General features: G+C 68.0%; 18 protein-coding genes. 13 read left to right on the top strand and 5 right to left on the bottom strand.

Annotated features, from left to right (window positions below; translation table 11 throughout):
• Positions 1–5: 5 nt before the first annotated feature.
• Positions 6–350 (bottom strand): hypothetical protein, encoded by a 345-nt coding sequence (locus tag HMPREF2581_RS01425; protein WP_003092488.1) that lies wholly within the window; start codon positions 348–350, stop codon positions 6–8.
• A gap of 207 nt (positions 351–557) precedes the next feature.
• Here HMPREF2581_RS01425 and ppc point away from each other — a divergent pair, with 207 nt between their 5' ends.
• From ppc to HMPREF2581_RS01380, 9 genes are all read left to right on the top strand, one after another.
• Positions 558–3194 (top strand): phosphoenolpyruvate carboxylase, encoded by a 2637-nt coding sequence (gene ppc, locus HMPREF2581_RS01420; RefSeq protein WP_003137972.1) that lies wholly within the window; start codon positions 558–560, stop codon positions 3192–3194.
• A 160-nt stretch (positions 3195–3354) separates the two neighbouring features.
• Positions 3355–4002, top strand: a complete 648-nt coding sequence (adk, locus tag HMPREF2581_RS01415) for an adenylate kinase (protein WP_003092485.1) — start codon at positions 3355–3357, stop codon at positions 4000–4002.
• A gap of 103 nt (positions 4003–4105) precedes the next feature.
• On the top strand, positions 4106–4786 hold the full coding sequence (gene tsaB / locus HMPREF2581_RS01410; RefSeq protein WP_003092483.1) for a tRNA (adenosine(37)-N6)-threonylcarbamoyltransferase complex dimerization subunit type 1 TsaB: 681 nt from the start codon (positions 4106–4108) through the stop codon (positions 4784–4786).
• A 73-nt stretch (positions 4787–4859) separates the two neighbouring features.
• Positions 4860–5207, top strand: coding sequence for a hypothetical protein (locus HMPREF2581_RS01405; RefSeq protein ID WP_003098661.1), 348 nt, complete (start codon positions 4860–4862; stop codon positions 5205–5207).
• 18 nt (positions 5208–5225) lie between these two features.
• Entirely contained in the window at positions 5226–6092 is an 867-nt protein-coding gene (locus HMPREF2581_RS01400; protein ID WP_003129902.1) for a DUF72 domain-containing protein, read from the top strand.
• A gap of 72 nt (positions 6093–6164) precedes the next feature.
• Positions 6165–6989, top strand: a complete 825-nt coding sequence (locus HMPREF2581_RS01395) for an isocitrate lyase/PEP mutase family protein (RefSeq protein WP_003129903.1) — start codon at positions 6165–6167, stop codon at positions 6987–6989.
• A 4-nt stretch (positions 6990–6993) separates the two neighbouring features.
• Positions 6994–7689 (top strand): extensin-like domain-containing protein, encoded by a 696-nt coding sequence (locus HMPREF2581_RS01390; RefSeq protein WP_003137975.1) that lies wholly within the window; start codon positions 6994–6996, stop codon positions 7687–7689.
• Positions 7690–7744: 55 nt separating this feature from the next.
• Complete coding sequence (locus HMPREF2581_RS01385; protein WP_003137977.1) at positions 7745–8530, top strand: class I SAM-dependent methyltransferase; 786 nt, start codon at positions 7745–7747, stop codon at positions 8528–8530.
• Positions 8531–8558: 28 nt separating this feature from the next.
• Entirely contained in the window at positions 8559–9836 is a 1278-nt protein-coding gene (locus HMPREF2581_RS01380) for a cytochrome P450 (protein ID WP_003137978.1), read from the top strand.
• Between the two features lie 6 nt (positions 9837–9842).
• On the opposite strand, the gene mexL is transcribed toward HMPREF2581_RS01380, so the two are convergent.
• Positions 9843–10481, bottom strand: a complete 639-nt coding sequence (gene mexL / locus HMPREF2581_RS01375; protein ID WP_003098648.1) for an efflux system transcriptional repressor MexL — start codon at positions 10479–10481, stop codon at positions 9843–9845.
• 95 nt (positions 10482–10576) lie between these two features.
• On the opposite strand from mexL, the gene mexJ reads away from it, so the two are divergent.
• A complete protein-coding gene (gene mexJ / locus HMPREF2581_RS01370; protein ID WP_003129909.1) occupies positions 10577–11680 on the top strand; it encodes a multidrug efflux RND transporter periplasmic adaptor subunit MexJ in 1104 nt (367 codons plus the stop codon).
• Between the two features lie 4 nt (positions 11681–11684).
• Positions 11685–14762: a multidrug efflux RND transporter permease subunit MexK gene (mexK, locus tag HMPREF2581_RS01365; protein ID WP_003137981.1), complete on the top strand. Its 3078-nt coding sequence runs from the start codon at positions 11685–11687 to the stop codon at positions 14760–14762.
• Positions 14763–14802: 40 nt separating this feature from the next.
• On the opposite strand, the gene HMPREF2581_RS01360 is transcribed toward mexK, so the two are convergent.
• The 3 genes from HMPREF2581_RS01360 to plsB all read right to left on the bottom strand — a co-directional run bounded on the left by HMPREF2581_RS01360 (position 14803) and on the right by plsB (position 18665).
• Entirely contained in the window at positions 14803–15483 is a 681-nt protein-coding gene (locus HMPREF2581_RS01360; protein ID WP_003092461.1) for a DUF4197 domain-containing protein, read from the bottom strand.
• A gap of 136 nt (positions 15484–15619) precedes the next feature.
• Positions 15620–16018, bottom strand: coding sequence for a YbaY family lipoprotein (locus HMPREF2581_RS01355; protein WP_003137983.1), 399 nt, complete (start codon positions 16016–16018; stop codon positions 15620–15622).
• Positions 16019–16160: 142 nt separating this feature from the next.
• Complete coding sequence (plsB, locus tag HMPREF2581_RS01350; RefSeq protein ID WP_003092456.1) at positions 16161–18665, bottom strand: glycerol-3-phosphate 1-O-acyltransferase PlsB; 2505 nt, start codon at positions 18663–18665, stop codon at positions 16161–16163.
• 283 nt (positions 18666–18948) lie between these two features.
• Here plsB and HMPREF2581_RS01345 point away from each other — a divergent pair, with 283 nt between their 5' ends.
• Positions 18949–19872 carry an ABC transporter ATP-binding protein gene (locus HMPREF2581_RS01345; protein WP_003138001.1) on the top strand — a complete coding sequence of 308 codons (924 nt, stop codon included), beginning with the start codon at positions 18949–18951 and terminating at the stop codon, positions 19870–19872.
• Entirely contained in the window at positions 19869–20603 is a 735-nt protein-coding gene (locus tag HMPREF2581_RS01340) for an ABC transporter permease (protein ID WP_003092451.1), read from the top strand. The genes HMPREF2581_RS01345 and HMPREF2581_RS01340 overlap by 4 nt, the downstream gene beginning before the upstream one ends.
• The last annotated feature ends 1 nt before the right edge of the window (position 20604 follow it).

Here is a 20604-nt window from a genome sequence, read left to right as displayed (position 1 = left end):
CGCGCTCAGTGACTGGAGGTGTCCTGTTGCGCGACCAGTTCGTGCAGGTACTTGCGCGAGAGCGACAGGAAGCGTGGGGTAGGGCCGACATCCTCATAGAGCGGATCGCCCTGTTCGTCGGTGGCCACCACCTGACTCCCCTTCACGTAGGGAAAGCTCGCCTCCAGTTCTTCCAGGGCGGCGCCGACCAGCTCGCCCAGTAGTTCCTCGACGCTGCGCCGCGGATACATCTCGTGCAGCGCGGCGAGGCGCGCGGCGCTTTCGACGTCCAGCGGGATGCTGTAGTGGTTGCGGGCCATGCGGCCCTTGGCGGTGTGTTCCCAATGGCGGACAAGCTCACGGATCTTCATGCTGACCTCTTCAGCCCGGTCGTGGCGGGCGTGTTGGGGGTGCCCTCGTGGGGCCGTGCCTCGGTGCGGGCACTTCCTTCAGACTAGACCCGATCGGCGCCGGCAGCCTCGCTTCCGGCCCGGCGGCGCCGTACTGGCACCCTGCGGGCTTGTAAGCGCGGGGGCGCCTGAGCCAAGCTGGTTTCCCACCCGCAGTGGAGACAGGTCATGCCGGAAATCGATGCGCGCCTGCGCGAGGACGTCCACCAACTGGGCGAATTGCTCGGCGACACCATCCGCGAGCAGTACGGCCCGCGGTTCCTCGACAAGATCGAGCTGATCCGCAAGGGCGCCAAGGCTGCCCGCCGCGGTTCCGCGGAGGGCGCCCAGCAGCTCACCGCTACCCTCGACGGGCTCGAGGAAGACGAACTGCTGCCGGTGGCGCGGGCCTTCAACCAGTTCCTCAACCTGGCCAATATCGCCGAGCAATACCACCGTATCCGCCGGCGCCGGCCGAACGAGCCGGAACCCTTCGAGAACCTGGTGCTGGAAGAGCTGCTGGGGCGTCTCAAGGACGCCGGGCATGCCCCCGGGCAACTGGCTCGCCAGCTCGCCGGGCTGGAGATCGAACTGGTGCTGACCGCCCATCCCACCGAGGTGGCGCGGCGCACGCTGATCCAGAAATACGATGCGATCACCGCGCAGCTGGCGGCCAAGGACCATGCCGACCTGCTGCCGGAGGAGCGCAGTCGCATCCAGCAGCGCCTGCAGCGGCTGGTGGCCGAGGCCTGGCATACCGACGAGATCCGCAAGGTCCGGCCGACCCCGGTGGACGAGGCGAAATGGGGCTTCGCGGTGATCGAGCATTCTCTCTGGCAGGCCTTGCCGAACGTCCTTCGGCACGTCGACGAGGTACTCCTGCGCAGCACCGGCGAACGCCTGCCGCTGACCGCCGCGCCGCTGCGCTTCGCGTCCTGGATGGGGGGCGACCGCGACGGCAATCCCAACGTTACCGCCAGCGTGACCCGCGAGGTCCTGCTGCTGGCGCGCTGGATGGCCGCCGACCTGTACCTGCGCGATATCGACCGACTGGCCGCCGAGCTGTCCATGCAGCAGGCCTCGCCGCAGCTGCTGGCGCGGGTCGGCGATAGCGCCGAGCCCTATCGCGCCCTGCTCAAGCAATTGCGCGAGCGCCTGCGCGTGACCCGCAACTGGACCCACCAGGCCCTGGCCGGCGAGGTGCCGGCCGCGGAGGGCGTCCTGGAGCACAACCGCGACCTGGTCGAGCCGCTGCAACTGTGCCACGAGTCGCTGCACGCCTGCGGCATGGGCGTGATCGCCGATGGCGCGTTGCTCGACTGCCTGCGCCGCGCCGCCACCTTCGGCCTGTTCCTGGTACGCCTGGACGTGCGCCAGGACTCGGCCCGCCATGCCGCCGCGCTGAGCGAGATCACCGAGTACCTGGAGCTGGGCAGCTACGACGAGTGGGACGAGAAGACCCGCCTGGAATTCCTTCTCGAGGAACTGAACAGCCGCCGCCCCCTGCTGCCGGCGCACTACCAGCCTTCGGCGGATACCGCCGAGGTGCTCGCCACCTGTCGGGCGATCGCCGCCGCGCCACCGGCGTCGCTGGGTTCCTACGTGATCTCGATGGCCGGCCAGCCGTCCGACGTGCTGGCAGTGCAACTACTGCTCAAGGAAAGCGGCGTCGACTGGCCGATGCGCGTGGTGCCGCTGTTCGAGACCCTCGACGACCTGGACAACGCCGGCCCCTGCATGGAGCGCCTGCTGACGCTGCCGGGCTACCGTTCGCGGCTCTCCGGGGTGCAGGAAGTGATGATCGGCTACTCCGATTCGGCCAGGGACGCCGGTACTCTCACGGCGGCCTGGGCGCAGTACCGGGCGCAGGAGAAACTGGTGGAGATCTGCCGCCAGCAAGAGGTCGAGCTGCTGCTCTTCCATGGCCGCGGCGGCACCGTCGGCCGCGGCGGCGGGCCGGCCCACGCGGCGATCCTGTCGCAGCCACCGGGTTCGGTGGCCGGGCGCTTCCGGGTCACCGAACAGGGCGAGATGATCCGCTTCAAGTTCGGCTTGCCGGACATCGCCGAACAGAACCTCAATCTCTACCTCGCCGCAGTGCTGGAGGCGACCCTGATGCCGCCGCCGGCTCCCGAGCCGGCCTGGCGCGCGCAGATGGACCGCCTGGCGAAGGACGCGCTGCTGGCCTACCGCAGGGTGGTGCGCGACGATCCGCAGTTCGTCGAGTATTTCCGCCTGGCCACGCCCGAGCAGGAACTGGGCCGTCTGCCGCTGGGCAGCCGCCCGGCCAAGCGCCGCGAAGGCGGGGTGGAGAGCCTGCGGGCGATTCCCTGGATCTTCGCCTGGACCCAGACGCGCCTGATGCTGCCGGCATGGCTTGGCTGGGAGACCGCCTTGCTGAACGCCATCGAGCGTGGCGAGGGCGCGCTGCTCGGGCAGATGCGCGAGCAATGGCCGTTCTTCACCACCCGCATCGACATGCTGGAAATGGTCCTGGCCAAGGCCGACGCGGATATCGCGCGGCTCTACGACGAACGTCTAGTGCCGCTCGAGCTGCGTCCGCTGGGGCGTCGTTTACGCGACCTATTGTCGCAGGCGGTGCGCGTGGTGCTGGGACTGACCGGGCAGTCGCTGCTGCTCGCCCACGCCAGCGAGACCCGCGAGTCGATCAGCGTGCGCAACAGCTATCTAGACCCGCTGCACCTGCTCCAGGCTGAGCTTCTGGCCCGTTCGCGGCGCTGCCAGGGCGACGCCTGCGGCGGCCTGGAGCAGGCGCTGCTGGTGACGGTCGCGGGGGTCGCCGCCGGACTGCGCAACACCGGATGAGGGAAGGCGGGGGGCAACTTTCGGTGTCTTGTGCGGTGGGGGGGCGCTGTGTATCTTGGACAGCCTTTTCGGCGCCATACAGTGCCGTTTCCTGCAAATACGAGATTGGCCCCACGAGGCGGATCCAGACTTTCGCTTACCAATTCTAAGGAGCATATCGATGCGTGTGATTCTGCTCGGGGCACCCGGTGCCGGCAAAGGCACCCAGGCACGGTTCATCACCGAGAAGTTCGGCATTCCGCAGATCTCCACCGGCGACATGCTGCGCGCCGCAGTCAAGGCCGGCAGCCCGCTCGGCCAGCAGGTGAAAGGCGTGATGGACAGCGGCGGCCTGGTATCCGACGACATCATCATCGCCCTGATCAAGGAACGCATCACCGAGGCCGATTGCGCCAAGGGCTTCCTGTTCGACGGCTTCCCGCGGACCATCCCGCAGGCCGAAGCGCTGAAGGACGCCGGCGTGACCATCGACCATGTGGTCGAGATCGCCGTCGACGACGAGGAGATCGTGTCGCGTATCGCCGGTCGTCGCGTGCATCCGGCCTCCGGCCGCGTGTACCACACCGAGCACAACCCGCCGAAGGTCGCCGGCAAGGACGACGTTACCGGCGAAGAGCTGATCCAGCGCGAGGACGACAAGGAAGAGACCGTGCGTCACCGCCTGTCGGTCTACCATTCGCAGACCAAGCCGCTGGTCGACTTCTACCAGAAGCTGTCGGCCGCCGAAGGCACCCCGAAATACCACAGCATCGCCGGCGTCGGCTCGGTCGAGCAGATCACCGCGAAAGTGCTTTCGGCCCTGAGCTGATCCGCAGCGCTGTAGCACCGACGGCCCGCTTGCGGGCCGTCGGCGTTTCCGGGGCGGAGAAGGCTGGTACAATCGGCGTCTTTTTCACCACGCGGAACCGTCGATGTCCACTCTGTTGGCCCTGGATACCTCCACCGAAGCCTGCTCCGTCGCCCTGCTCCACGAGGGGCGGGCGCTCAGTCACTACGAGGTGATCCCGCGCCTGCACGCCCAGCGCCTGCTGCCGATGGTCCGCGACCTGCTCGACGAGGCCGGCGTCGCCCTGTCCGCGGTGGACGCCATCGCCTTCGGGCGCGGTCCGGGCGCCTTCACCGGCGTGCGCATCGCCATCGGCGTGGTCCAGGGTCTGGCCTTCGCCCTGCAGCGCCCGGTACTGGCGGTCTCCGACCTGGCGATCCTGGCCCAGCGGGCCTACCGCGAGCAGGGTGCGGAGCGGGTCGCCGCGGCCATCGACGCGCGGATGGACGAGGTCTACTGGGGTTGCTACCAGTTGCAACAGGGCGAGATGCGCCTGGCCGGCAGCGAAGCGGTACTGCCGCCCGAGCGGGTCGCCGTACCGTGGGACGCCGCTGCCGCGGATTGGTTCGGCGCCGGCACCGGCTGGGGCTACGTCGAGCGCATGCCGCAGCGCCCGGCCGCGCTGGACGCGAGCCTGCTGCCGCATGCCGAGGACTTGCTCAGCCTGGCCGGCTTCGCCTGGGCGCGCGGCGAAGGCGTGGAGGCGGAACAGGCGCTGCCGGTGTACCTGCGCGACAACGTGGCGACGCCGAAAAAAGCGCCCTGAAAATGCCGCGTAGCGGTAATTGCCAAGCCTTTCGGGGCTGGCTAGAGTGTGGAGACTTCCCCGGGTTTTGATCATGCGTATCGACGGACTTTCTTCCTCTTCGTTGCCGCTGGAGCGCAGCGCCCGACCGGGCTCCGCGGTCACGCCGTATCGCGACGTGCAGCGCGAGGTCGAGGCGCGGCGCGAGCAGCCGGCGCCGGTTTCCGGCAGCCAGGGCTTCGAGCAGGCGCCGCAGGCGCGCAAGGTCCAGGCCAGTTCGGCGGGCGGCGACAGCCTGCCGGTGAGCGCCCGCGACCTGCTGGCGTTCCAGCGCCCGGTAAGCAGCCATGCGGCGATGGCCCTGGCCAGCTACAACTCCACCGCCAGCCTCAACATCGACGCCGGCGCCGAGGATGTCCTCGGCCTCGACCTCTACGCCTGAGCGGCTCCGCGCGCTCCCGTGGTTTCCCTTCCTTATTTCCTCGGTTGTCCATCCTGGAACGAGGCGGCCTGGCGCGGCAGCTTTTATCCGCGCGAATTGCGTTCCGCCGACTACCTCGGACACTACGGCGGCATCTTCAACGCGGTCGAGGGCAATACCACCTTCTATGCCCGGCCTTCGGCGGAAACCGTGCGGCGCTGGGCCGAGACGATGCCGGCGGGGTTCCGCTTCTGTGCCAAGTTTCCCCGCGATATCAGTCACGAAGGCGACCTGCGCGAACGGCTCGGGGCCGCCGACGACTTCCTCGAACTGCTGGCGCCGCTTGGCGAAAGGGTCAGCCCGCTGTGGCTGCAACTGTCGGCGGCGTTCACCCCGCAGCGCCTGGGCGAACTGCTGTATTTCCTCGATGAGCTGAGTCCGCGACGGATTGCCGTGGAAGTACGCCACCCGGCGTTCTTCGACAAAGGCGAGGACGAGCGCCTGCTCAACCGCCACCTGCGCGAGCGTGGCGTGGAGCGCATCTGCCTGGATTCGCGGGCGCTGTTCAGTTGCCGTTCGGACGATCCGGCGGTGCTCCACGCCCAGTCGAAGAAGCCGCGCCTGCCGATCCGTCCGGCGGCCTTCAGCGATACGCCACAGGTGCGTTTCATCGGCGGTCCCGACCTGCCGGCCAACGAGGTGTTCCTTTTGCCCTGGGTCGACAAGGTGGCCGACTGGATCGAGGCCGGCCTGACTCCATACGTATTCCTGCATACCCCCGACAATCACCTGGCGGCCCAGCAGGCCCAGCGTTTCCATGCGCTGCTGGGCCAGCGCCTGCCAGGCTTGCCGGCGCTACCCGAGCCGATCCCGGCCCCGGAAGTGGAGCAACTGGGCCTGCTCTGAGCGCGGCGCTCGACGCTCCGCCGGCCTGCGCCTAGGCTAGGGAGTCCTTTCCCCGCCACGGAGCCCGCCGCCATGACCAGCCAACGCCAACGCGCCGAACGTTTCCGCGACCTGCACCAGGGGCCCGGCATGCTGGTCCTGCCCAATCCCTGGGATGCCGGTTCGGCGAAGATGCTCGCCAGCCTCGGCTTCGACGCCCTTGCCACTACCAGCGCCGGCCTGGCGTTCTCTCTGGGCCGGCGCGATGCGGAAGGCGCGGTGAGCCGGACCGAGGCGCTGGAAAACGCCCGGGCGATCGTCGCCGCCACCGATCTGCCGGTCGCCGCCGACCTGGAAAACGGCTACGGCGATGCTCCGCAAGACTGCGCCACGACCATCCGCCTGGCCGCCGAGGCCGGCCTGGTCGGTGGTTCCATAGAGGATGCCAGCGGGCGCGCCGGACAGCCCATCTATGAGTTCTCCGCCGCGCTGGAGCGGGTCGCTGCCGCGGTCGAGGCGGCCCGTGCGTTGCCATTCCCGTTCACCCTCTGCGCCCGCGCGGAGAATTTCCTGCATGGTCGCGAGGATCTCGACGACACCCTGCGGCGCCTGCGCGCCTATGCCGATGCCGGCGCCGATGTGCTCTACGCGCCTGGCTTGAACCGCCGCGAACAGATCGTCGCGGTGCTCGAAGCGGTGGCACCGAAGCCGGTCAACGTACTGGTCGGTTCGCCGCGCCTGGAGCTGTCGCTGGACGAGCTGGAAGCCCTCGGCGTCAAGCGCGTGAGCCTGGGCTCGAACCTTGCCCGGGTCGCCTTCGGCGCTTTCCATGAGGCGGCGCAGGCGCTGGCGCGGCGCGACCTGGAAGCGACCCGTGCGGCGATGCCTTTCGACCGTATCAACGACCTGTTCCGCTGAACCCGTGCGCCGCCTGGCCTGGTTGCTGCCATTGCTGCTGCTGGCGGGGGCCGTCGGCGCCCTGCGCTACCAGTGGCTCGATCTGCCGGCGCGCTGGAATCCCTGGCTGCCGCTGGACGTGCGCGAACCGCCGAACCTGCTGACCCGCTACAAGCTATGGCGGCTGGCCGACGACCGGAGCCTCTGTGACGCCGCCCTGGCCACCTCGCAACTGCGCTACCAGCGGGTCGCCGACGATCCGCCATCGGCTACCTGCCCGTTGAGCAACAGCCTGCGCGTGCGTGGGGCGGCATTGGAGTTGAGCAGCAGCTTCCTCGCCAGTTGCCCGTTGGCAGTGAGCTATGCATTGTTCGAGCGCCACGTGCTGCAACTGGCAGCCCTGGATATCTATGGCCAGCCGCTGACGCGGGTCGAGCATATCGGCAGCTTCGCCTGCCGCAACGTCTACAACCGCGAGAACGGCCGGCGCAGCCAGCATGCTTCGGCCAATGCCCTGGACATCAGCGGCTTCCGCCTGGCCGGCGGGAGGCGAATCCGCCTGGCCACGGACTGGGCCGACCAGGGCGCCGACGGGCGCTTCCTGCGCCGCGTGCGGGACGGCGCCTGCGCCAGTTTCAATGCGGTGCTGGGGCCCGACTACAATGCCGCCCACCGGGATCACTTCCACCTCGACATGGGCCTATGGAAGGTCTGCCGGTGAGCGCGCGCGGGCCAACTCTGGCAAAATCCGCGCTTTCCACGACGATTGCCCGACCATGACCGATTCCACCGCTCCTCGCCTGCATGTCCAAGCCCTGTCCGCCGATTGCGCCGAGGCTGCGCGGCGCTGGGCGGAGCGGCTCGGCCTGCCGTTGGCGGCGGACGACGAGGCGGAGTTCGCCGTGCAGGTCGGCGAGGAGGGCTTGCAGGTCTTGCAACTGGGGCCGGACTCCCCCGGTCCGGTGCGGGTCGATTTCGTCGAAGGCGCCAGCGCCCACCGGCGCAAGTTCGGCGGCGGCAGCGGGCAGATGATCGCCAAGGCGGTCGGCGTCCAGCCAGGCATCCGCCCGCGCGTCCTGGATGCCACGGCCGGCCTGGGCCGGGATGGGTTCGTCCTCGCTAGCCTGGGTTGCGAGGTAACCCTGGTCGAGCGCCAGCCGCTGATCGCCGCCCTGCTCGAGGATGGCCTGGAGCGCGCCGGGCGCGATCCCGACGTGGCGCCGATCGCCGCGCGGATGCGTCTGCTCGGCGGCAACTCGGCGGACCTGATGCGCGCCTGGGACGGCGAGGCGCCGCAGGTGGTCTACCTCGACCCGATGTTTCCCCATCGCGACAAGAGCGCATTGGTGAAGAAGGAAATGCGTCTGTTCCGGCCGCTGGTGGGCGACGATCTCGACGCTCCGGCGCTGTTGCAGGCGGCCCTGGCCCTGGCCAGCCACCGGGTGGTGGTGAAGCGCCCGCGCAAGGCGCCGATCATCGAAGGGCCCAAGCCCGGCTATAGCCTGGAAGGCAAGTCCAGCCGCTACGACATCTATCCGAAGAAGGCCCTGGGCAAGGGCTGAGTGTCGACACCGCAGGGAGGCGGCGAGCATGCAGCAGACCATCGATTGTCCGATTCGCCGGCGCCTGGCGCACCTGCCCTGGGCCAACGACGGGCGTGCCGGCGCCCGCCACTGGCTGGAGATGCAGCGCGATCCGCTGGCCTGGTTGCAGAAGATGCACGTCGCGCAGCCGGACCTCGCGGTCGCCCGCATGGGCCCGCAGCGCCTCTGGTGCCTGTTCCATCCGCAGGCGGTGCAGGAATTGATGGTCGATCGCCGCGATGACCTGCAACGCTGGCAGCCGGCGCTGTGCATGCTGAAACAGTGGAACGGGCGCAGCTTCATGATGCGTGAGGGCGCCCCCGCCCAGGCCCGGCGCAAGGAGGTACGGCCGCACCTGGCGCCGCCGCCGGCCAGCGAGGTTCGCCGCCTGGCCGCGGAGTGGAGCGAGCGGGTGGAGGAGGGGCGCGAATACGACCTCGACCTGGAAATGGCTGCGTTCAGCGTCACCCTCAGCGGTCACGCGCTGTTCGACGTCGACCTGCAACCGTCGGCCTATCGGATCGCCAAGGCGGTGCGCCTGCTGTCGCGGGTGGCATTGCTGGAAATGAGCACCGGCCTGCCGCTGGGCCACTGGTTCCCGAGCAAACTGTGTCCGCGCAAGCGCTGGGCGCTGGGCCAGTTGCGCGAGGCGGTGGGCGAGGTGGCGGAGCGCTCGCCGCGGCCGCTGGCGGACCTACGCGATGAACTCTGCACCCTGCTCATGGCGTCCCACCAGTCCACTGGAGTGACCCTGACCTGGAGCCTGTTGCTGCTGGCCCAGCGTCCCGAGTTGCTCGCGCGGCTACGCGCCGAGCTGGCGGGAGTGAATTGGACGGCGATCCGCTCGGTCGCCGACCTGCGCGATTGCGCGCTGCTCAGGGCGGTCCTGCAGGAGTGCCTGCGCCTGTACCCGCCGGCCTACGGCCTGGCGCCGCGGCAGGTGACGGCGGACATCGAGGTGTTCGGCCAGCGGCTGAAGCGCGGCGACGTGACCATGGTCTCGAGCTGGATCACCCAGCGCGATCCCCGTTGGTTCGAGGCGCCGCTGGAGTTCCGTCCCGAGCGCTTCCTCGAACCGGCGCGCTGGCCGCGTGGCGCCTACTTCCCCTTCGGCCTCGGCGACCGCGCTTGCCCCGGCACCGCGATGGCGATGATCGATCTGGCGGCGGCGCTGGCCTACTGGGTCGAGCACTGGGACATCATGCACGACGGCGACCTGGCGCCGCGCGGCTGGTTTTCCCTGCGTCCGCAGCGAGCGCGGGTGCGTTTCCGCCGTCGCGCCTGAGCCGCGTCAGCCGCCCGCGGCGAAGGCGCGCAGGAACAGCGCCACCACTTCTTCCACGTGCCGCTCGCCTTCGGCCTCGTCCAGCGGTTCGGCGCAGCCGATCAACAGACGGTAATTGGCGCAGCCCTTGACCAGCATGAAGAAGTGTTCGGCGGCGTGTCGCGCGTCCGGGAACGCCAGCTTGCCGCTGCGGCGGGCCTGCTCGAGGAGGCGTTCCATCTCGTCGATCACCTGCTTCGGCCCGGCCTCGAAGAACAGCTCGGAAAGCTTGGGGTTCTGCCCGGCCTGCGCGGCCATCAGGCGGGTCAGGGCGATCGCCTCGTGGCTGTTGATCAGCCGGTGGAAGCCGCGGGCGATATTCAGCAGGACCTTTTCCAGCGGCGCGCCTTCGGCCAGCTGGAAGTACAGGGCGGGAAGCTGCTCGGCGCACTTGGCCTTCACCGCTTCGCTGAACAGGGTTTCCTTGTCGGTGAAGTGGCTGTAGACGGTGAGCTTGGAAACGCCGGCTTCCGAGGCGATGGCTTCCATGCTGCTGCCGTCGTAGCCGTTGCAGAGGAACAGGCGCTTGGCCGCCTCGAGAATGGCTTCCCGTTTGGCCGGGTCCTTGGGCCGGCCGGGACCGACGGAGGAGGTGGGTTCTGACATGCGCTTATACAATTGAAATACTGGACTGATGGGTTCTGTATTTTTACTATACCGCCCAGTATAAGAACTCGAACGCAGTTTGCGGAAGGTGTCACATGTACCGCCATATCCCGCTCGTCGCCCTGTCCCTGCTTTCCTCCCTGTTCCTCGCCGCCTGCGGCAACGGCACGCCGCCGCCAGCCGCGGCGCGTCCGGCGATCGTCGTCCAGCCCCAGCCGGCGGGGGAGGTGAGCCAGGCCTTTCCCGGCGAGATCCGCGCCCGCCACGAGCCTGAGCTGGCCTTCCGCATCGGCGGCAAGGTCATCCGCCGGCTGGTGGAAGTCGGCGAGCGGGTGAAGAAGGACCAGCCCCTGGCCGAACTCGATCCCCAGGACGTGCGCCTGCAACTGGAGGCGGCGCGGGCCCAGGTCAGTGCCGCCGAGGCCAACCTGCAGACCGTGCGCGCCGAGTACCGGCGCTACCGCACCTTGCTCGACCGCAACCTGGTCAGCCATTCCCAGTTCGAGAACATCCAGAACAGCTACCGCGCCGGCGAGGCGCGGTTGAAGCAGATCCGCGCCGAATTCAACGTCGCCGACAACCAGGCCGGCTACGCCGTGCTGCGCTCGCCCCAGGATGGCGTGATCGCCAGCCGGCGCGTCGAGGTGGGCCAGGTGGTGGCGGCCGGGCAGACGGTCTTCAGCCTGGCCGCCGACGGCGAGCGCGAGGTGCTGATCGGCCTGCCGGAACACAGCTTCGAACGTTTCCGCATCGGCCAGCCGGTGTCGGTCGAACTCTGGTCGCAACGCGACAGACGCTTCGCCGGGCATATCCGCGAGCTCTCGCCCGCGGCCGATCCGCAATCGCGTACCTTCGCCGCCCGGGTGGCCTTCGACGACCGCGCGACTCCGGCCGAACTGGGCCAGAGCGCCCGGGTCTACGTCGCCGCCGCCGAGGCGGTGCCGTTATCGGTTCCCTTGTCGGCGCTGACCGCAGAGGCCGGCCAGGCGTTCGTCTGGGTGGTCGAACCGGGCAGCTCGACCCTGCGCCGGCAGCCGGTGCGCACCGGTCCCTATGCCGAGGACCGGGTGCCGGTGCTCGAAGGCCTGAAGGCTGGCGACTGGGTAGTGGCCACCGGGGTCCAGGTGCTTCGCGAAGGGCAGCAGGTGCGTCCGATCGACCGGGCCAACCGCACGGTGAAACTGGCGGCCAAGGAGTAGTCGCATGTCCTTCAACCTTTCCGCCTGGGCGTTGCAGAATCGCCAGATCGTCCTGTACCTGATGATCCTGCTTGGCGCGGTTGGCGCGCTGTCCTACAGCAAGCTGGGGCAGAGCGAAGACCCGCCGTTCACCTTCAAGGCCATGGTGGTGCAGACCAACTGGTCGGGTGCCAGCGCCGAAGAGGTGGCCCGGCAGGTCACCGAGCGTATCGAGAAGAAGCTGATGGAAACCGGCGACTACGATCGCATCGTGTCCTTCTCCCGCCCCGGCGTCTCGCAGGTGACCTTCATGGCCCGCGAGGACATCCATTCCAGCGAGATCCCCGAACTCTGGTACCAGATCCGCAAGAAGATCAGCGACATTCGCGCCACCTTGCCGCAAAGCATCCAGGGCCCGTTCTTCAACGACGAGTTCGGCACCACCTACGGCAACATCTATGCGCTCACCGGCAAGGGCTTCGACTATGCGGTGATGAAGGACTATGCCGACCGCCTGCAACTGCAATTGCAGCGGATCAGGAACGTCGGCAAGGTCGAACTGATCGGCCTGCAGGACGAGAAGATCTGGATCGACCTGTCCAACACCAAGCTGGCCACCCTCGGCCTGCCCCTGGCGGCGGTGCAGAAGGCGCTGGAGGAACAGAACGCGGTGGCCTCCTCCGGGTTCTTCGAGACCGCCAGCGACCGCGTGCAATTGCGCGTTTCCGGGCGTTTCGATTCGGTGGAGGAGATCCGCGACTTCCCCATCCGCGTCGGCGACCGCACCTTCCGCATCGGCGACGTGGCCGAGGTTCGCCGCGGCTTCAACGATCCGCCGGCGCCGCGCATGCGCTTCATGGGCGAGGACGCCATCGGCCTGGCGGTAGCGATGAAGCCGGGCGGCGACATCCTGGTGCTGGGTAAGGCCCTGGAAACCGAGTTCGCCCGCCTGCAGCAGTCGCTGCCGGCCGGACTGGAACTGCGCAAGGTGTCCGACCAGCCGGCGGCGGTACGTACTGGGGTCGGCGAGTTCATCCGGGTGCTGGCCGAGGCGCTGGTGATCGTCCTGCTGGTGAGCTTCTTCTCCCTCGGCCTGCGCACAGGCCTGGTGGTGGCGCTGTCGATCCCGCTGGTGCTGGCGATGACCTTCGCCGCCATGCATTACTTCGGCATCGGCCTGCACAAGATTTCCCTCGGTGCCCTGGTGCTGGCGCTGGGATTGCTGGTGGACGACGCGATCATCGCGGTGGAGATGATGGCGGTGAAGATGGAGCAGGGCTACGACCGCCTCAAGGCGGCCAGCTTCGCCTGGACCAGCACCGCCTTCCCGATGCTCACCGGCACCCTGATCACCGCCGCCGGCTTCCTGCCGATCGCCACCGCGCAGTCCGGCACCGGCGAATACACCCGCTCGCTGTTCCAGGTGGTGACCATCGCCCTGGTGGTCTCCTGGTTCGCCGCGGTGGTCTTCGTTCCCTACCTGGGGGCCAAGCTGCTGCCGGACCTGGCCAGGCTGCACGCGCAGAAGCACGGCGGCAGCGCCGACGGCTACGATCCCTATGCAACGGCCTTCTACCAGCGCTTCCGGCGTCTGGTGGAGTGGTGCGTGCGCTACCGCAAGACGGTGATCGTCCTGACCCTCGCCGCCTTCGTCGGCGCGCTGCTGCTGTTCCGCCTGGTGCCGCAGCAGTTCTTCCCGCCCTCGGCGCGCCTGGAGCTGCTGCTGGACATCAAGCTGGCCGAGGGCGCCTCGCTGCGCTCGACCGGCGAGGAAGTCCAGCGCCTGGAAAAAATGCTGCAGGGCCATGACGGCATCGACAACTACGTGGCCTACGTCGGCACCGGCTCGCCCCGCTTCTACCTGCCGCTGGACCAGCAGTTGCCGGCGGCCAGCTTCGCCCAGGTGGTGGTGCTGGCCAAGGACCTGGAGAGCCGCGAGGCGCTGCGCAAGTGGCTGATCGAGCGGATGAACGAGGACTTCCCGCACCTGCGCAGCCGCATCAGTCGCCTGGAGAACGGGCCGCCGGTGGGCTATCCGGTGCAGTTCCGGGTTTCCGGCGAGGACATCCCGCAGGTTCGCGAACTGGCGCGCAAGGTCGCCGACAGGATGCGCGAGAACCCGCACGTGGTGAATGTGCACCTGGATTGGGAAGAGCCGAGCAAGGTGGTGTACCTGAGCATCGACCAGGAGCGCGCCCGTGCCCTGGGGGTGAGCACCGCCAGCCTGTCGCAGTTCCTGCAGAGCGCGCTGACCGGTTCGCATGTGAGCTTCTTCCGCGAAGACAACGAGCTGATCGAGATCCTCCTGCGCGGCACCGAGCAGGAGCGTCGCGACCTGTCGTTGCTGCCGAGCCTGGCGGTGCCGACCGAGAATGGCCGGAGCGTGGCGCTGTCGCAGATCGCCACGCTCGAATACGGTTTCGAAGAGGGGATCATCTGGCACCGCAACCGCCTGCCGACGGTCACCGTGCGCGCCGATATCTACGACGATTCGCTGCCGGCGACCCTGGTCGCGCAGATCGCCCCGACCCTGGAACCGATCCGCGCCGAGCTGCCGGACGGCTACCTGCTGGAGGTGGGCGGAACGGTGGAGGACGCGGCGAAGGGCCAGAGTTCGGTGAACGCTGGCGTGCCGCTGTTCATCGTGGTGGTGTTGAGCCTGCTGATGGTGCAGTTGCGCAGCTTCTCGCGGATGGCGATGGTATTCCTCACCGCACCGCTGGGCCTGATCGGCGTGACCCTGTTCCTGCTGCTGTTCCGCCAGCCGTTCGGCTTCGTGGCGATGCTCGGGACCATCGCCCTGGCCGGCATGATCATGCGCAACTCGGTGATCCTGGTGGACCAGATCGAACAGGACATCAGCCATGGACTGGATCGCTGGCACGCCATCATCGAGGCTACCGTGCGGCGTTTCCGGCCCATCGTGCTGACCGCGCTGGCGGCGGTGCTGGCGATGATCCCGCTGTCGCGCAGCGTATTCTTCGGGCCGATGGCGGTGGCGATCATGGGCGGGCTGATCGTCGCCACCGTGCTCACCCTGCTGTTCCTGCCGGCGCTCTATGCCGCCTGGTTCCGTGTGAAGAAGGACGAGGCGCGGGCCTGACGGGAGAAGGGGACGGGGCGATCGCGCCCCGTCCGTCGACTCACCTGGCCGCGCCGAAGACCTTCTTGGCCAGGCCGGTGGCGGCCGCCGCCGGGTTCTGGCGGATGCTCTTCTCCTGCTTGGCGATCATCTCGAAGAGCCCGTCGAGGGCCTGTTCGGTGACATAGCCCTCGACGTTGGCGCTCTTCGCATCGACCACCCCAAGGGTCGCCGCCTGGCTGGCGAAGGCGTTGTACTGCTTGACCAGGCCGACCTCGTCGGTGGCCTGCTTGACGATCGGCAGGAACTTCGCGCGCAGCTGTTCGCGGCTGGACTTGTCCAGGTATTCGGTGGCGGCGTCGTCACCGCCCTTGAGGATGCCCTTGGCGTCGGCCACGGTCATCTTCTTCACCGCCTCCACCAGCAGGCCCTGGGCCTGCGGCACGGCAGCCTCGGCGGCGCGGTTCATGCTCGCCTCGAGCTGGTCGACCTGGGCGCCCATGCCGAACTGCTTCATCAGCTTCGCCGCCTTGCCCAGCTTGCCGGGCAGTTCGATGCGCACGTCCGGGTTGTTGTTGAAGCCGCCCGGCTGGCCAAGCTGGCGGACGGCGATCTGCGCGCCCTGGGTCAGGGCGTCCTTCAGGCCGCTGGAGGCGTCGTTCTGCGACAGGTCGGCGAGGGACAGGGCGAGGGCGTTGGCCGAGAGCAGCAGGCCGGCGCAGAGGGCAGTGAGTCGGAACATGACAGCGTCCTTGATGTGGAACGTACGGGGTATCCGGCCGCTCGTCGTGAGGTGGATCGGCAACCGGTAGCGAATAGGAGGTGGAGTGTACTGGAGGGAACCGCCGATTCGCACCGGCGGCTTGCCGCGGTGTGCTTCAGCGCGCCGATTCGACCTGCACGCGATAGGGCTGCGGGTCGCTGCCGTCGAGTTTCACCGAGTGGCGGGTGGTGTTGATGAACAGCAAGCGGCCGTTCAGCTCGATGCGCGCGCTCACCGCGTAGCTGTGGCCCGGCTTGACCTGCTTCGGGTCGTACTCCAGGTGGAACGCCAGCGGCACCTGGCTGGTGATCTCGCGGGTCTGGCTGGCCAACTGCACCGAAGGGGCGTCGGCCAGCGACACGTCTTCCAGGCTCACGCTCAGGCGCGCCGAGGGCGGCAGGGCGATACGCTCGCGGTAGAAGACCTCACCCTCGAAGCTGGCGTTCGAAGTCGATTGCTGGGTACCGCAGCCGGCGAGGACGCTGGCGGCGAGCAGCAATGGCAGTTTTTTCATGGGAGCCTCCTTTCAGACGGAACAAAAAACGAGCGGGCCTCTGACCCGGGAAACCAGCATAGGTTGCCGGGCCGGAACAGGGAAAGGTCGCAGGATATTTCAGCGGAGCGGCGCCCGCCCCTCGCAGGGCGGGCGCCGGGTCTCAGTTGGCGGCTGCGTCGTTGCTTTCGGCGGCGGCTTCCTCGGCGGGACGCTCCAGCGCCACCTGGCGGATCGACAGGCGGATCTCCGCCGGCAGCACGCGCTTGGCGGCGCCTTCGGCCAGTTCGCCGAGCAGTTCGTGGTAGCTCAGTTTGCCGGCCTCGTCCTTGCGCAGCACACGCAGGTCGAGAAGGGTCTGGATGAAGTGGCGGAACAGGCTCTTGTCGAAGAACTCCGGGGCGTTCAGGCCATGCAGGATCGACAGGCGCTGGGCCATCACGGTGCAGAGGTTCTCCAGTTCCTCGGCGGTCAGGGCGTTCTGCCCGGCGTTGAGCAGCAGGGCGATGGCCATGTAGAAGCGCTGCAGGGTCTGGGTCACCGAACGAGCGAGGAGGATCAGCAGCACGTATTGCCGCGAGCTTGGCGCCGGGCGGATGAAGGTGTCGTTCTCCTGGCGCAGCAGGCCCTGCTCCACCAGGGCCGCCAGCCACTGGTCGATCACCGCGTCGAGTTCGTCCAGGCTCCAGCGGATGAACAGTTCCGCCTGCAGGTAGGGATAGAGCGCGCGGGCGAAGCGCAGCAACTGTTCGCGGCTGATCCGCGAGTTGCTCTGGAAGAAGCTGGCGATCAGCGCCGGCAGGGCGAAGACGTGGAGGACGTTGTTGCGGTAGTAGGTCGCCAGCACCGCGTTCTGTTCGTCGAGATAGAGGATGCGGCCCAGCGCGTCCTTCTGCTCGGCCAGCAGGTTCATGCTCTTCACGTACTCGATCAGGGCCTGGCCGTCGCCGTCCGGCAGGGTCGCGCTGGGCGAGTAGGGCACCTTGCGCAGCAGCGCCAGGTAGAGGTCGAGGATTCGCGCCAGGGCGCTTTCGTCGAGGGCCTGGCGGCTGGTGGAGAGCAGCGCCAGGGCGACCAGGTTGACCGGGTTGATCGCCGCCGCGTCGTTGAGGTGGCGAGCGACGTCCTTGGCCAGCAGGTTGGTGGTCTGCGGCAGCCAGTCGGGGCGGTATTCCGGGCCGAGGTCCTGGTCCTGCCAGTCGGGCTGGTGGCGGTCGAGGAACTGGTCGAGATGGATCGGCTCGCCGAAGTTCACCCAGACCTGGCCGAAACGCTGTTTCAGGGCGCCGACCACCTTGAACAGGTCGAAGATCGACTCCTTCTTCTTGGTCGCGCCGCGCAGTTCGCCGAGGTAGGTGCGGCCTTCCAGCACGCGTTCGTAGCCGATGTAGACCGGTACGAAGACGATCGGCCGGCGCGAGTCTCGGAGGAAGCTGCGCAGGGTGATGGCGAGCATGCCGGTGCGTGGGTGGAGCATGCGCCCGGTGCGCGAACGGCCACCCTCGACGAAGTACTCGGTGGAGAAGCCGCGGGAGAACAGGGTGTGCAGGTACTCGTTGAACACCGCGGTGTAGAGCTGGTTGCCCTTGAAGCTGCGGCGCATGAAGAAGGCTCCGCCGCGGCGCAGGATCGAGCCGATCACCGGCATGTTCAGGTTGATCCCGGCGGCGATGTGCGGCGGGGTCAGGCCGTTGCGGAACAGCAGGTAGGAGAGCAGCAGGTAGTCGATGTGGCTGCGGTGGCAGGGCACGTAGACGATCTCGTTGCCCTGGGCCACGTCCTGCACCCGCTCGATGTGGTTGACCTTGACCCCTTCGTACAGCTTGTTCCAGAACCAGCTGAGAATGACTTCGAGGAAGCGGATCACCGGATAGGAGAAGTCCGAGGCGATTTCATTGGCGTAGCGCAGCGCGATGCCTTCGGCCTTCTCCTGGGATATCCGTTCGCTCTCGCATTCCTCGTTGATCGCCTGGCGTACCAGCGGCGCGCGCAGCAGGCCCTTGACCAGGTTGCGGCGGTGCGACAGGTCGGGACCGATTACCGCGGTCTTCAGGTTGCGGAAGTGCACCCGGAGGATACGGTTGACCATGCGCAGCGTGCGTTCGTGGCCCTTGCCCTGTTCCACCAGCTCGCGCAGGTGGATCGGCGCGGAGAACTGCACGCGGGTCTTGCGTCCGAGAATCAGGATGCGCGCCAGCTTGCGCAGGCGCCCGGTGACCGCCCAGTTGTCGGCGAACAGCAGCTTCCAGGGGCTCGATTCGCTGTCCGGCGATTGTCCCCAGAACACGCTGACCGGAATGATCTGCGCGTCGTCGAGACCGTTCTGGCCGACCGCGGCGAGCATGCGCACCAGGGTCGGCGAGGCGCCGCGCTTGTCCTGGCGGCCCAGCCAGTCGGGTTCGGGCGTCAGGTAGAAGAACGCCGCCGGCTCGATGGCGTCGCCTACCGCTACCGGCATCACCGGACGCGGCAGCCCGGCCTTGCGGCATTCGGTATCCACCACCGCGAGATCGCTGACCGAAGGCTGCTGCAGCACGTAAAGCACCGGCTTGCTGCGGTCGATCTTCAGGGTGAAGGCCGATTGGTTGATGGTTTCCGAGCGTACCCAGAGGTACAGCAGGCGGCGCAGGGCGCCAAAACCAAAGCGGCGGAAAGGGTAGCGGGGCATACGGTGTCTACTGGCAGTTGATCGGGACCCGGCGTGACGGGCGCGGCTAGTTTGCCGCAATCCCCGGAGGGCCGCAAAAGAACGCAACGCGTCCTACGGCGAACGGCGGCGAACAGGTTGCGAATGTAGAACCTTCGGCAAACGTTCGGGTTCTGTCACGTTTTGCCAAGGTTCTCCCGATGCCCCGTATTGCCAGGCGGCGGGGCGCTTCGGCTATAGTCCCTGCGCGTTTTTCGCGGCCCTGGCCGGACATGGCGGCGGCCGCCGGAACAGGTAGGGGACCATGATCGAAACAAGAAACCTCGGCAAACGCTTCGGCTCGCGGGTGGCGGTGGACGACCTGTCCTTCCAGGTGGCGACGGGGGAGGTACTGGGCTTCCTCGGTCCGAACGGCGCCGGCAAGTCCACCACCATGAAGATGCTCACCGGCTTCCTGGCGCCCAGCGCCGGCACCGCGAGCATCTTCGGCTTCGACATCCGCAGCCGCACGCTGCAGGCGCAGCGGCTGATCGGCTACCTCCCGGAAGGTTCGCCCTGCTACGCGGAAATGACCGTGCAGGGCTTCCTCGATTTCATCGCCGAGATCCGTGGCTACCGTGGTGCCGGCAAGCGCGAGCGGGTCGCCCGGGCACTGGGGCTGCTGGAACTGGATGAGGTGCGCCGGCAGACCATCGAAACCCTCTCCAAGGGCTTCCGCCGGCGTGTCGGCCTGGCCCAGGCGATCCTCCACGAACCGCGGGCGCTGGTGCTCGACGAGCCCACCGACGGGCTCGATCCGAACCAGAAGCACCAGGTCCGCGAACTGATCCGCGGCCTCGCGCAGGAGCGCATCGTGATCATCTCCACCCATATCCTCGAGGAAGTCTCGGCGCTGTGCAGCCGCGCCCTGGTGATCGGCGGCGGGCGGCTGCTGGCGGACAGCACGCCGCTGGAGCTGGCCAGCCGCTCGCGCTACCACCAGGCGGTGACGCTCTACAGCGACGACCCCCTGGATACCGTGGCGCTGGCGGTGCTGCCGGGCGTGGCGGGCATCGAGGAGAACCCCGCCGAAGGCAGCCTGACCGTCCTGGCGCAGCCGGGCGCGGTGATCTTTCCCCAGGTCAGCGGGCTGGTCGCCGAGCGCGGCTGGCGGATCCGCGAACTGGACGTGGAGCGCGGCCGGCTCGACGAGGTATTCCGCAACCTGACCCGGGGGACGGAGGCATGAAGCAACTGCCGGTGATCTTCAAGCGCGAGCTGGCGAGTTATTTCGCCACGCCGCTGGCCTATGTGTTCATCGTGATCTTCCTGGTCCTGGCGGGCGTGTTCACCTTCTACCTGGGCAACTTCTACGAACGCAACCAGGCCGACCTGGCCTCCTTCTTCGCCTTCCATCCCTGGCTCTACCTGTTCCTGGTTCCCGCGCTGGCCATGCGCCTGTGGGCGGAGGAGCGCAAGTCCGGCTCGATCGAGCTGCTGATGACCCTGCCGCTGACCCGCTTCGAAGCCGTGGCCGGCAAGTTCCTGGCCGCCTGGGCGTTCGCCGGAATCGCGCTGCTGCTGACCTTCCCCATGGTGCTCACGGTGAACTACCTGGGCGAGCCGGACAACGGTGCGATTCTCGCCGGCTATCTGGGCAGTTGGCTGCTGGCCGGCGGCTACCTGGCCATCGGTTCGTGCATGTCGGCCCTGGCGAAGAACCAGGTGATCGCTTTCATCCTCGCCGTGGCCGCCTGCTTCCTGTTCATGCTCAGCGGCTTTCCGCTGGTGCTCGATGCGTTCAGCCAGTGGGCGCCGCAGTGGTTGCTCGATGCGGTGGCCTCGCTGAGCCTGCTGACCCGCTTCGATGCCGTCAGCAAGGGCGTCATCGACCTGCGCGACCTGCTGTATTTCGTCAGCCTGATCGTCGCCTGGCTGGCCGCCACGGCGGTGGCGGTCGACCTGAAGAAAGCCGAATGAG

It is taken from the genome of Pseudomonas sp. HMSC057H01 (assembly GCF_001836405.1).
GTDB lineage: Bacteria > Pseudomonadota > Gammaproteobacteria > Pseudomonadales > Pseudomonadaceae > Pseudomonas > Pseudomonas aeruginosa.
This window is presented reverse-complemented; position numbering and strand designations above follow the sequence as displayed.